This window comes from Geminocystis sp., assembly GCF_041753295.1.
GTDB lineage: Bacteria > Cyanobacteriota > Cyanobacteriia > Cyanobacteriales > Cyanobacteriaceae > Geminocystis.
The window spans coordinates 43,909-56,144 of the sequence record NZ_JBGSUU010000018.1 but is presented as its reverse complement, the minus strand read 5'-3'; the positions used below and the strand labels follow the sequence as shown (position 1 = coordinate 56,144).

12 protein-coding genes are annotated in these 12,236 nt (G+C 34.0%); 4 read left to right on the top strand and 8 right to left on the bottom strand.

Translation table 11 applies throughout. From position 1 onward, the window contains the following. Positions 1-108: 108 nt before the first annotated feature. The 3 genes from ACEW8E_RS01525 to petJ form a co-directional block, all read right to left on the bottom strand. Positions 109-1,125: a DUF499 domain-containing protein gene (locus tag ACEW8E_RS01525; protein ID WP_373478574.1), complete on the bottom strand. Its 1,017-nt coding sequence runs from the start codon at positions 1,123-1,125 to the stop codon at positions 109-111. Between the two features lie 388 nt (positions 1,126-1,513). Continuing rightward, positions 1,514-1,810, bottom strand: a complete 297-nt coding sequence (locus tag ACEW8E_RS01520; protein WP_373478573.1) for a DUF2288 domain-containing protein — start codon at positions 1,808-1,810, stop codon at positions 1,514-1,516. 101 nt (positions 1,811-1,911) lie between these two features. Then, positions 1,912-2,244 carry a cytochrome c6 PetJ gene (gene petJ, locus ACEW8E_RS01515; RefSeq protein ID WP_373478572.1) on the bottom strand — a complete coding sequence of 111 codons (333 nt, stop codon included), beginning with the start codon at positions 2,242-2,244 and terminating at the stop codon, positions 1,912-1,914. Between the two features lie 307 nt (positions 2,245-2,551). Between petJ and ACEW8E_RS01510 the strand changes: the two genes are divergently transcribed. From ACEW8E_RS01510 to ACEW8E_RS01500, 3 genes are all read left to right on the top strand, one after another. Next, on the top strand, positions 2,552-2,920 hold the full coding sequence (locus ACEW8E_RS01510) for an LptA/OstA family protein (protein ID WP_373478578.1): 369 nt from the start codon (positions 2,552-2,554) through the stop codon (positions 2,918-2,920). Positions 2,921-2,985: 65 nt separating this feature from the next. Continuing rightward, complete coding sequence (gene lptB, locus ACEW8E_RS01505; RefSeq protein ID WP_373478571.1) at positions 2,986-3,714, top strand: LPS export ABC transporter ATP-binding protein; 729 nt, start codon at positions 2,986-2,988, stop codon at positions 3,712-3,714. Between the two features lie 4 nt (positions 3,715-3,718). Beyond that, positions 3,719-4,879, top strand: a complete 1,161-nt coding sequence (locus ACEW8E_RS01500; RefSeq protein ID WP_373478570.1) for an LptF/LptG family permease — start codon at positions 3,719-3,721, stop codon at positions 4,877-4,879. A 260-nt stretch (positions 4,880-5,139) separates the two neighbouring features. Here the strand turns inward: ACEW8E_RS01500 and trpA are convergent, their stop codons facing one another. From trpA to ACEW8E_RS01475, 5 genes are all read right to left on the bottom strand, one after another. Beyond that, complete coding sequence (gene trpA / locus ACEW8E_RS01495) at positions 5,140-5,934, bottom strand: tryptophan synthase subunit alpha (RefSeq protein WP_373478569.1); 795 nt, start codon at positions 5,932-5,934, stop codon at positions 5,140-5,142. Positions 5,935-5,995: 61 nt separating this feature from the next. Next, on the bottom strand, positions 5,996-6,286 hold the full coding sequence (locus ACEW8E_RS01490) for a DUF3007 family protein (RefSeq protein ID WP_373478568.1): 291 nt from the start codon (positions 6,284-6,286) through the stop codon (positions 5,996-5,998). A gap of 41 nt (positions 6,287-6,327) precedes the next feature. Then, positions 6,328-6,579: an NAD(P)H-quinone oxidoreductase subunit L gene (gene ndhL, locus ACEW8E_RS01485; protein ID WP_373478577.1), complete on the bottom strand. Its 252-nt coding sequence runs from the start codon at positions 6,577-6,579 to the stop codon at positions 6,328-6,330. Between the two features lie 51 nt (positions 6,580-6,630). Beyond that, positions 6,631-8,505, bottom strand: coding sequence for a PP2C family serine/threonine-protein phosphatase (locus ACEW8E_RS01480; protein WP_373478567.1), 1,875 nt, complete (start codon positions 8,503-8,505; stop codon positions 6,631-6,633). 257 nt (positions 8,506-8,762) lie between these two features. Further along, a complete protein-coding gene (locus ACEW8E_RS01475) occupies positions 8,763-9,779 on the bottom strand; it encodes a type I glyceraldehyde-3-phosphate dehydrogenase (RefSeq protein ID WP_373478566.1) in 1,017 nt (338 codons plus the stop codon). Between the two features lie 301 nt (positions 9,780-10,080). Here ACEW8E_RS01475 and ACEW8E_RS01470 point away from each other — a divergent pair, with 301 nt between their 5' ends. Further along, positions 10,081-12,198, top strand: a complete 2,118-nt coding sequence (locus ACEW8E_RS01470) for a TIGR00300 family protein (protein ID WP_373478565.1) — start codon at positions 10,081-10,083, stop codon at positions 12,196-12,198. The last annotated feature ends 38 nt before the right edge of the window (positions 12,199-12,236 follow it).

Sequence of the window (12,236 nt, the reverse complement as noted above, 5' to 3'; positions counted from 1 at the left end):
CAAGTTACGAGCGATCGCTCGTCGGCTCTGGTACACAGCACGCCTCTGTGATAATTTAAGAGAGTAATAAAGATACGTGCGCGTAGCGTGCCTTCGGCATCACCTTATCTAAAAATCATACTTTAATTCAGCAACGCCACTTTGTGAAATTGCTTCTGCATAGGTGGCATCTTTGCAACTATCGGGTAAATTAAGAGAAGAAGTTTTATAAGTTTGTAGGTAAGCCGAGGCGATCGCCTTTCCAGCTTCTACATCCACAGAATCAAAGAGACGCTGTTTAACAATATTATAAATTTCGACATCGGTACTAGTGGTTAAAATCCGTTCCTGACGGGCAGAAGCACTAAGTAACTCTTTTAACTCATTGGTTTCATCGGCAAAAGTATCGCTACTAGAAGCTAAAGAATAGACTAACACAAGGTTATTAGTCGCCGAAGCCAAATCCATTAAAGAGAATAAAAAGTTAACCACCTGTTTAGCGAGGTTACTGTCTTCGACTTTTTTACCCCTTGCCATACTCAAATAACGGGCAATTTCATCTAAGATAATGACGGTGGGTTTATCTTTGATTAAGACTTCCATTACCGAAGTGCCAGGGCTTAAAAAAGTAAGATCGCTTTTTTGCAATAATTGATAACCTTCCACACCGCCAATTTGATAAGCAATTTCCCCCCAAAGACTATAAGTTGTTACTCCAGTATCTTGATGAATAACTCCATTCTGGGCATCTAAATCCCGCCCATCGATGGCGGCGACTTGTATGGCTTGAGTGGGTATAATATCTAAATCAGTAAATCTCTCTAAACCCTCAATGTTACGCCCAGATTTAGCAATATGCCAGATAGCGATTTCATCATGGGTTTTACCACCGCCAAAACTGGTTTCTAACCGTAAAATGGGTGAACCGCTACTATACGCACTCAAACGGGTAAACACTTCTCGAATAAGGGTTTTAATGCCATCGGTGGGAAAAGTATTGGCAAAAAATAAGTCTGGATTTTGATATACTTGAGGTGCTTTTCCTTCTACCACTGATTTTAATTTAGCGGCAAAAAGGTCTAACTGTAAATCTCCTGACAAAATTTCTTGTCTGGGGTAGCAAGTTTTAAAAACGGAGTTGAGCATTTTTGACCTTAAAATTAGTAGAGAGTGAAGAAAGATAGACTAGACATATATTTATCAGTTCAATTCTCATCATTTATGCAAGAAAAGCAAAAAAATACTATACATTTCATTATATCTTCAAAAATTAATATAATTACCGCCAACCTCTTGAGCATATAATGAGCCGTATTACGTCTCATGGGAACGTTGTCCTTATTTAATTCAAAACAAAAAATCAATCTTTGTTTTATTCGACTAATCTTAAAAAGATTGACATCTCATATATCGATGATAAGTACATCATAGATACCAAATGGATTCTATAGACTCATCATTTGCATTTCACTTGTACCCTGACACTTTTTCAAGGAATAATTTATCACGAACAGAAGTAATAAAGACAAAATTTTTATTCCTCAAAACAAGGAGAAATTAATACATAGGGTTGGACAATAATTGTATTAAATTTATAATTTTGATTTTGATTCCACAAACTTAGTTGTTGAGGGGAAGGTTTTTGAATAAGTTGTTCACTAATCCAATTTTGCACTAAACTTGTTTTATCTTTAGCGATGGCGCATCCCACTTCGATTAAATCTAAATTACTATCAACTACAATTAAGACATCTCTTTGAGCGTGAGTAACTAAATCTTGCCAATCCATTGGCGCAATTTGCTCTTTTAACTGTGTTTTTAAGTCTGACATTAGATGATCTGATATTTATTTTACTCTCACTTATTGTATCGAAAGGGAAAATAAAAAGTCAAAAATTGTTAATTGCTAATTGCTTTGTTAATGGCTAAAAATTATTTCCAGCCTTTATCCGCTTGAGAAAGAACATAAGTAGCTACATCTTCAACTTGCTCTGCCGTAATGTTTTTAAATGCTGGCATTGCTGCTTTACCTTTCATTATTTGAGTTTTGATTTTTTCGATGTCATACATTTCGTATTTTTCTAAATCAGCTTTTTGTAAAGTTTTCGCTGCATTAACAACATTTCTTCCTCCCATATGGCAAGACGCACAATTAGCACTAAAAACCGCAGCTCCTTTTACAGCATCTCCAGCCCATGCGGGTGTACTAAAACTGAAAGTAGCAACAGTAATTAATAACAATACCAAACTAATAATTTTTTTCATGTTCTAATTTTTTTAATGATTCTCATATTTGATCTTCCTCAATTTGTTTTTTATTGTCAAATGACAGCTTGTCAAAGTTGGTTACATTTCTTCATCATTGGGAATTTTCCCCTCAAGTTCTTTATAACAAGCAACTTTTAGTGATAGTTGATCGTCAGAGAGAGATATTACGATCATCCGTTAAAATAAAGATTAGAATTGATTATTTATGACCCATTTTACAAGTATGAAAGCCGTTAAAACTATGTTAAAACCTAGAAAAATTTTTTACTCGTCATTAATAGCAATATCTTTATTTTCTCCAGTTATGATCAATATATTGACCAATTTTGATTTTAACCAAGCAAAAGCGCAATCCGCTATACCAAAACAACCCTTAACAGTACGTTCAGATGTACAAGAAGCTAATTCCGAAACGGGAGTTATTACCGCTAGGGGAAATGTTTATATTAATTATCCAGCAAGGGATCTTCAAGCAACCTCTGCTCAAGCACAATATTTTAGTAGAGAAAGAAGATTAGTGTTAAATGGAAATGTTTATGTGTTACAAGAAGGTAACACCATGAGAGCAGAAACCATGACTTATTTAATTGATGAAGGACGTTTTATTGCTACTCCCGAAACAAAACAACAAGTAGAATCCGTTTATTTAGTAGATGAAACAGAAAATAAATAAATCCTATAGAAAATAGTGAATAGTTTATAATGATTAATTGCTAATGCCTATATGCTAATTGTTAAATGAAGTTACTGTTAGAGAATGTCCATAAATTTTACGGCAAAAGATGTATTGTTAATCGAGTTAATGTTAAAGTTTCTCAAGGAGAAATAGTCGGTTTATTAGGTCCTAATGGAGCAGGAAAAACCACAACATTTTATATTGCTACGGGATTAGTTAAACCCAATGAAGGTAATGTTTATCTCGATGAACAAGATATTACGAAATTACAACTTAATGAAAGAGCAAAATTAGGTATCGGTTATTTAACCCAACAAGCTAGTATTTTTAGAAATTTGAGTGTTAAAGATAATATAAGGTTGGTTTTAGAGCAAACTAATTTATCTAGTCGTTTTCAAAAAATGCGTTTAGATCAGTTAATTGGGGAGTTTCGCTTAGAAAAAGTAATTGATACCCAAGGCTCTCAAGTTTCTGGAGGTGAAAGACGCAGAACCGAGTTAGCAAGGGCTTTAGCGGTGGGCAAAGAAGGACCTAAATTTCTCTTATTAGATGAACCTTTTGCAGGAGTAGATCCCATTGCCGTATCTGAAATACAAGAAATCATTGGAGGATTAAAAAATCAAGGAATGGGTATCTTAATCACAGATCATAATGTTCGAGAAACATTAGCAATTACGAGCAGATCTTATATTATGAGAGAAGGGCAAATATTAGCCTCAGGTACAGGAGAAGAACTTTACAATAACCCCCTCGTTAGACAATACTATTTAGGAGATAATTTTCAAGCCTAAAACCATGGAAAAAGAACCAAAATTTCAACTATCTTTACCACAAATATCGGTCATGGATCGGTATATTATGACGGAGTTGTTATTACCTTTCTTGTTTGGTATTGGTTTATTTACCTCTTTAGGTTTATCCATCGGTACTTTATTTGAATTAATTCGCAAAGTCACAGAATCAGGTTTATTATTTAGCGTTGCCATCAAAATTTTACTCTTAAGGATGCCTGAGTTTATCGCTTTAGCTTTTCCTATGTCCGTATTATTAGCAACTTTAATGGCTTATAGCCGTCTTTCTAGTGACAGTGAAATTATTGCTTTGCGCAGTATCGGTATTAATATTTATCGGTTAATCATACCAGCGATTATTTTGAGTTTAATTGTCACTGGATGTACTTTTTTTATTAATGATGTCGTCACCCCTAACGCTAATAGACAAGCTACTTTGACGCTACAAAAAGCTCTCAATCGAGTCCGACCCACTTTTAAAGATCGCAATATTCTTTATCCTGAATACAAAACCGTTACCTATGAAGATGGCAGTACTCACTCGGTTTTAGTCAGGTTATTTTATGCAGAAGAATTTAACGGAGAACAAATGAAGGATTTAACGATTTTAGATCTTTCTCGTAAAGGTGTAAATCAGATTCTTACCTCTCAAACCGCTACTTGGAATATGTCAGAAAATGTCTGGGATTTTTTCAATGGTACAATTTATCTTATTTCTCCTGACGGTGGCTATCGTAATATTGTTCGTTTTGAACATCAGCAATTGGCATTATCTCGCGCACCTCTGGACTTAGCACAACGCCCTCTTAGTTATAATGAAATGAGTATTGCTCAAGCTAGAGAACATTTAACCATCGTCAAATTAGAAGCTAATGAGAAAGAAATTCGCAAACTTTTAGTAGCAATTCAAGGTAAAATTTCCTTGCCTTTTGTTTGTGTTGTTTTTGGTATTGTTGGTGCTTCATTAGGCATTCGTCCCCAAAATACCAATAAAGCCACCAGTTTTGGTATTTGTGTAGGTTTAATCTTTTCCTATTATTTACTATCTTTTGTCAGCGAATCTTTAGGAGTTTGGGGTATTGTTACCCCTTTTATGGCGGCATGGTTGCCTAATTTCTTAGGCTTCGGTATAGGTACATGGTTATTAATTCAATCCGCTAAATAGGTTTCAGCTGACAGGTTGCAGGTTGCAGGTTGCAGGTTAACAATTTCTTTGTTTAGATCAATTAATTACTTAATTTAATTTTGATAAAATCAATTTGAACAACTTGTTTACTAATTCTTTACTTGATACCTAACACCCTTTCCGAAATCTTATCTTAAATGATAATTTTATGTCGAACTGAGGTAGTTATGAGTCGTCAGCTTTAACCAAATACCTGATACCAAATACCAAATACCTGATACTTTTTGAGCAACCTCTAATTATTCAATGGCTTTTTTGAGACTTGCGCATAAACTAGCAACATCTTCTAAACCTTGTTGATGATTATTGTTATTGAGTTTTTTTACAAAAGCACTCCCGACAATTACTCCATCTGCTCCCCATTGTTTCATCTGAGTAGCCTGTAATGGTTCAGAAATTCCAAAGCCAACGCCAATCGGTTTATCTGTCACAGTTTTTAATTTACTAATTAAATCTTCTACCCGACTTTCTACTTGCGATCGCATACCAGTAACTCCAGTAACACTAACTAAATAGATAAAACCCTGAGATTTTGCGGCAATTTGTTTGATTCTTTCTATGGGGCTAGTGGGTGCAACTAATAAAGTTACTTCTATACCTTTGTCTTGAGCAATATTTAAAAAATTTTCTGCTTCTTCTAAGGGTAAATCGGGCACAACTAAACCTTTAACCCCAGCATCGGCAATAGTGGTAAGGAAATTTTCCATTCCTCGATAAAAAATCGGATTGTAATAAGTGAATAAAATAATGGGAATATCAAGATCAGATGGAACAGTTTTAACTATATTAAGAACATCATCTAAAGATACGCCATGTTTTAAAGCACGAGTAGCGGCCGCTTGAATTACAGGACCATCCGCTAAAGGATCGGAATAAGGTACACCTAATTCAATCATATCCGCCCCGTTATCTGCTAGGATTTTGATGGCCTTAATAGTTGTTTCTAAATCGGGATCTCCAGCAGTAATAAAAGGAATTAAGGCACATTGAGAGTGTTTTTTAAGTTGTGCAAAACGTTGAGAAATTGAGGTCATTTTTGATGTATAAATAGTAATGGATAATCGATAATTAATGTTTAAATAGTTGGATTTTTTCTTATTCTTTTTCAGCCATTAATTGTTCAATTTCTTCGGGAGACATTTTCTCTAATTGTTTCGCAAAAAAAGCGTCTTCATAATCTTTCACTTGTTTATGATAAGTCATATCATTAGTAAAAACTCGGAATAAATAAGTTGTTATCCAGCCAATTAAACCCACGACTAATAATACTTGACTCCAAATTCCAGCAGTAGCTGCTTCTATACCTAAAAATTGAAAAATAATATAAGCTAAACCACCAATCAAAAATACCACCAAAGCGATTAAAATTGCATCTATTCTTCTCATAATTAAATCAATGTTATAGGATTATTTCAGCTTTTTTATAATTAGCTTAATTGACGACGATGAGGACGAAAATTGAGAAATGGACTTAATAATAACATACCCGGAAAAGAAAAGAATACCATAAAATACATAAAACCACGTTCAAAAGAACTAGCTACATACCAACGCTTATTGAGATAAAAATAAACCATAGCAGGAAGTATTAATAAATACAAACCACTAAGACTTAAATATAATAAAGCGGTAATAATAGTTTCTAAGTCTATATTTTCAATGTTTAATAAGTTTTCCATAATTGCTGGTTTTTCATTCAAATTTTGTTTCTCTTTCTACATTACTATAAATTAAGTCTTTGGTGAAGTTAGGTTTTTGGAAAAAATAATCGAGATTCGAGAAGATTTATTTTGAGAAGATTTATTTTGATACCAGAAAAAAAATCCTAAACCTAAGCAGATTATAAATGCAATTATGATAATTTTTGATTTATCAAGGGCAAAATTTACTTTATTCTCATTGCTAATATTATCGGGTTTTTCGATGTTAATTTTTCCTTGGGGTTTTGGTAAATTTGGGATTATTTCCTGTAAGTATTCCCAAGATAATGGACTTTCATATTCTTCTGGCTTTTTTTCTTCTAACTGACAATAAACTAAACCAATAGTAACGTTATCATGACCATTTTTATTGATACCGATATTCAATATTTTTTTAGCGGCATCTTCTATGGTAATTTCTCCTTTGATTATTGGTATTATTTCTGAAGTCCAATACTGTTCAACTCGATCAAAATCAGATAATCCATCTGAACATAATAAGAATACACAATCTTCATCTAGTACAAATCGCCTTATATGTACTTTTAGTTTTTGAGAAGAATTCATCCCCAATGCTTGTAATAATGCCCCTGTTTGGGGATTTTTCACTACTTCACGATAAAAACCATAGCCTAATCGTGTTTCTCTAGTGGCTAAATCATCATCTACTGTTACTTGATGGCAACTATCCGATGTTATCCAGTAAATTCGAGAGTCTCCCACATGAGAAAGATATACTTCATGAGCGATCGCCATAGTAATAACAACCGTAGTTCCCATGCGTTGCCTTTCATGACGTTTTTCAGTGTTATTAATTTGATTAATTTTATCATTAGCTTTTTTGACAGCATTATGGATTTTTTCAGCATCAATTAAAGGAGTCCAATGTTTATTTTGGAGAGTTTCCTTGAGAGTTTTTTTATAATCATTTTCTAATTCTTTTTGGATAATTTCAATAGCTAAATTAGAAGCAACTTCACCTGCTTCTTGGCCACCTAAACCATCACAAACTATTGCCAGAGTATCAATACCAGATCTTGTTTCTTTTAAAATATTAGTCTCAGGATAACAAGCATCTTCATTATTACCTCTTTTTTTTCCTGCATCTGTAGCAGTAATTATTTGATATTTTCGCCGATAAAAATTATTACCTAAAAGATATAAAACTTGATCAAGAATTGCTAATATTTTAGTAGGAGTTTTAATTAAATTTTCTTGTAAAGATAAAATAATGTTACTAATAATATCTTGAATTAAAGGATTTAAGTAAGGAATCCAATGAGACCATAAATCAGCTAAATCTTTTAAATTAGGATTATTTTCATTATCGTCACTGGTTAACTCTATTAATTTGACGATGCCACCACTAACTCGAATATTATTAGGTTTAAAGAAACTAGATAAAACTTTTTGTTTTGCTAAGGGTTTCCACAATATCACCATTTGCCATAACCAATTTACCTGCCTTAAAGTAGAGGCTTTTTCAAAACTCGATTCAATGGTAGCGAATAAATTAGGATAAATTAAATGACCTTTGTCATCTATGGGTACACTTTCATATTCTAAAAGTAAAGCAGAGTATTGTTGATCAACATAACCATAAATTTGAGGTATATGGAGACGATGAGAAAAAAGTTTTAAATAGCAAGTAATTTCTTCCGATACACTATCGGGCAAAATCGGTAATAAATCTGGTTTAGTATCAATGACAATATCAGGATGACATAACAAAAAACGATCTTCGATTAATTCACCGATATGATATTCTTTAGCTAAAGTTCCGTGAATTCGCAGATAACGTTTAACCACTGGAATATGACAACGAGAACAAAAAGTATCTTCTAAAAGATTCAATGTTTTACATCTTTTATTAACACATCTGATTTTTGAAGTCGTTTTAGTCATAATTCAGATTTTGAGATTCAATGGGAAGGTTAAGTTTTAATTAAAACAACAAGTTACTATTATCATATCTTCTATGTTTCCTTTCACGATCATTAAATATAAAGAGAATCAAATTTTAAAGATCAAAAACCGAAATAACGTTATTAAAATATATCAAACCGCTTTTATTCATAAAAAAATCCCCAACTAATTGCGTTAAGCATCTCATCAAAAAAGAGAAGTTGGGGAGTTTATTATATACAAAAAAAAGTCAAAAATTAACCTTTCCAGTTAGCCGCAACGACTTCAGCCAAGTCCACAACTCTCTGAGAATAACCCCATTCGTTATCATACCAAGCGACAACTTTAATCATATCTCCAGCCATTACCATAGTTAAATTAGCATCAACCACAGAGGATACATCACTACCACGATAATCAGAGGAAACTAAAGGTAATTCGTTATAACCTAAAATACCTTTTAATTCTCCTTCAGCCGCTTCTCTAAGTACATCATTAACTTGTTCGGCAATGGTGCTTTTTTCCACTTGTACAACTAAATCCACAATGGAGACGTTAGGAGTAGGTACTCTTAAAGCGATACCGTTTAATTTTCCTTTCAATTCAGGTAATACTAAAGCCACTGCTTGAGCTGCCCCTGTGCTTGTAGGTACAATGTTAATTGCTGCTGCACGAGCGCGACGTAAATCACGGTGACTAGCATCTAATAAACGTTGATCTCCTGTGTAACTATGAGTAGTTGTCATTGTACCTTTAATGATACCGAAACTTTCATGAAGTACTTTAGCGATAGGAGCTAAACAGTTGGTAGTACAACTAGCATTACTAATAACATTATATTTATCGTGACTATAATCTTTGTGGTTAACACCAACAACATAAGTTCCTATATTAGCACCTTTACCCGGAGCGGTAATTAAGACTTTTTTTGCTCCTGCTTGAATATGTTTAGATGCACCTTCATCGGTAATAAAAACACCAGTGGATTCAATAATTAAGTCCACACCCCAATCAGCCCAAGGTAAGTTAAGAGGGTTACGATCAGAAACACATTTAATAGTTTTACCGTTGACAATTAAGGAATTTTCGTCTGCTTTAATATCAGCATCTAATCTTCCTAACATTGAATCATATTTTAATAAATGTGCATTAGTTTTAGGATCTGAAGTGTCATTAATACCTACTAATTCTAAACCACTATTCTCACGGCCTAACAAACAACGCAAAAAGTTACGACCAATACGCCCGAAGCCATTAATAGCTACTCTAACCACAGTTTATTTCCTCTGTTAATTTAAACTAAATAAAGTAAATTTTTCTAATGTGCCTAATCATATCGTAAAGATTGTACAATTTCATACCCATTTTTTGTTTTTTTTTGCTAGGATTTTGTAGATACATATTATTACCCTATATTTCATCAACTCTTGTCTCTGATAAGTTATGATTTCGAGACATCTTAACCATGACAGAAAAAATACCTACGACATAAAGTTATAATGGAATGTTGGCAAAAAAATATTAGCTATTAGCCAATTAATTTTTATAGTAAATAGTAAATTTAAAATTCTGGTTATGACTCAAGATATTCGCATTTTAATGTGCGCCCCCGATCACTACGATGTTGATTATGTGATCAATCCTTGGATGGAAGGTAATATACATAAATCTAGTCGAGAACGTGCAGTAGAACAATGGGAAAAACTTTATCACATCATTAAAGAATACGCTATTGTTGATTTAGTTGCCCCTCAAAAAGGCGTTCCTGACATGGTATTTACCGCTAATGCTGGTTTAGTCTTAGGAGATAATGTTGTCTTAAGTCGATTTTATCATCCTGAAAGACAAGGAGAAGAGCCTTTTTTTAAAAAATGGTTTGAAGAAAATGGTTTTAATGTCTATGAATTGCCCAAGGATTTACCCTTTGAAGGAGCAGGAGACGCTTTATTTGATAGAGAAGGACGTTGGTTGTGGGCAGGTTATGGTTTCCGCTCAGAATTAGATTCTCACCCATATATCGCTAAATGGTTAGATACAGAAGTTTTATCTTTACGGTTAATGGATAATCGTTTTTATCATTTAGATACTTGTTTTTGCCCTTTAACTAACGGTTACTTACTCTATTATCCTCCCGCTTTTGATAGTTATTCTAATGCACTTATCGAAATGCGTGTACCTGAAGAAAAACGCATTATTGTAGAAGAAGCCGATGCCGTGAACTTTGCTTGTAATACTGTTAACATTAATGATGTGGTGATCATGAATAAAATCACCCCTGATTTAGAAAAACGGATTACGGAAAAAGGCTTTACGGTTATTCAAACTCCTTTAACGGAATTTTTGAAAGCAGGGGGGGCAGCAAAATGTCTGACTTTAAGAGTAACTGAACCCATTATGGAGGACGTTCATGCTAACGTCAGCGTCACCAGTCGTGTTATTAAATTGGAAGGACATTTACTCGATAGCGGCTTAATGAATCGTGCTTTAGATGTAGTTATTAAAGAAGGCGGAAGTTTTAAAGTTCTTAATTTTGACTTAGGAGTGGAAAGACAAAGCCCCTCCACTGCGGAAGTTCGTATCTCTGCACCTTCTATGACTGTCATGGAAGATATTGTTAGTCTTTTAATTGATTTAGGTGCGGTTTCTATTCCTGAAAAAGAATCCGATGCAAATCTTCAAACCGTTGTCAAATCAGGGGTTTCTCCCGATGATTTTTATATTACGAATATTTACCCCACAGAAGTAAGAATCAACGGTTATTGGGAAAAAGTCACGAATCAACGCATGGATGGTGCTATCGTGATTAAAGAAAGTGAAGAAGGTATTACGGCTACTTGTAAATTACTCCGTGACTTGGAAGTAGGAGAAAAAGTTGTTGTTGGTATTGATGGCATTCGCACCATCAGATCTCCTCAATCAAGAGAACAAAGAAACCAACCTCAAGAATTTAGCTTTATGAGTGGCGGTGTTTCTAGTGAAAGACGAGTAGAATTATTAGTTGAACAAATTGCTTGGGAAATACGTCATATTCGTGATCAAGGAGGAAAAGTAGCTGTAGTAGCTGGACCTGTAGTTATTCATACTGGAGGTTCTGAGCATCTTTCTCGTTTAATTCGTGAAGGTTATGTTCAATGTTTATTAGGAGGAAATGCCATCGCTGTTCATGATATGGAACAATCTATCATGGGAACTTCTTTAGGGGTAGATATGCGTAAAGGTACTCCCGTTAGAGGCGGTCATCGTCATCACCTAAATGTAATCAATTCAGTTCGTCGGGTGGGAAGTATTGCTGAAGCAGTAAACCAAGGTATCGTAACCAAAGGTATTATGTATGAATGTGTAAAAAATGACGTACCTTTTAGTTTAGCAGGTTCAATTCGTGATGATGGTCCGTTGCCTGATACCCAAATGGATTTAATTAAAGCACAAGAAGATTATTCTCGTCTATTGAAAGGTACTGATATGATTATCATGCTTTCTACTATGTTGCATTCCATCGGCGTAGGAAATATGACACCAGCAGGGGTAAAAATGATCTGTGTGGACATAAACCCAGCAGTAGTAACCAAATTAAGTGATCGTGGTTCGGTAGAATCCGTGGGAATTGTTACTGATGTTGGCTTATTCTTAAGTTTATTAGTACAACAATTAGACAAACTAACTAATCGTTATGAATTAATTAATAGTTACTAATTATTGATCATGAATGAGGAATGAGGAATGATTAATTC

What these genes read in the sequence shown, in the direction of transcription:
- ACEW8E_RS01470 (WP_373478565.1), top strand. Translation starts at nt 10,081, where the DNA reads ATGACTCAAGATATTCGCATTTTAATGTGCGCCCCCGATCACTACGAT.
- ACEW8E_RS01490 (WP_373478568.1), bottom strand. Translation starts at nt 6,286, where the DNA reads ATGAGAAGAATAGATGCAATTTTAATCGCTTTGGTGGTATTTTTGATT.
- ACEW8E_RS01525 (WP_373478574.1), bottom strand. Translation starts at nt 1,125, where the DNA reads ATGCTCAACTCCGTTTTTAAAACTTGCTACCCCAGACAAGAAATTTTG.
- ndhL (WP_373478577.1), bottom strand. Translation starts at nt 6,579, where the DNA reads ATGGAAAACTTATTAAACATTGAAAATATAGACTTAGAAACTATTATT.
- ACEW8E_RS01510 (WP_373478578.1), top strand. Translation starts at nt 2,552, where the DNA reads ATGATCAATATATTGACCAATTTTGATTTTAACCAAGCAAAAGCGCAA.
- ACEW8E_RS01520 (WP_373478573.1), bottom strand. Translation starts at nt 1,810, where the DNA reads ATGTCAGACTTAAAAACACAGTTAAAAGAGCAAATTGCGCCAATGGAT.
- petJ (WP_373478572.1), bottom strand. Translation starts at nt 2,244, where the DNA reads ATGAAAAAAATTATTAGTTTGGTATTGTTATTAATTACTGTTGCTACT.
- ACEW8E_RS01480 (WP_373478567.1), bottom strand. Translation starts at nt 8,505, where the DNA reads ATGACTAAAACGACTTCAAAAATCAGATGTGTTAATAAAAGATGTAAA.
- ACEW8E_RS01500 (WP_373478570.1), top strand. Translation starts at nt 3,719, where the DNA reads ATGGAAAAAGAACCAAAATTTCAACTATCTTTACCACAAATATCGGTC.
- lptB (WP_373478571.1), top strand. Translation starts at nt 2,986, where the DNA reads ATGAAGTTACTGTTAGAGAATGTCCATAAATTTTACGGCAAAAGATGT.
- trpA (WP_373478569.1), bottom strand. Translation starts at nt 5,934, where the DNA reads ATGACCTCAATTTCTCAACGTTTTGCACAACTTAAAAAACACTCTCAA.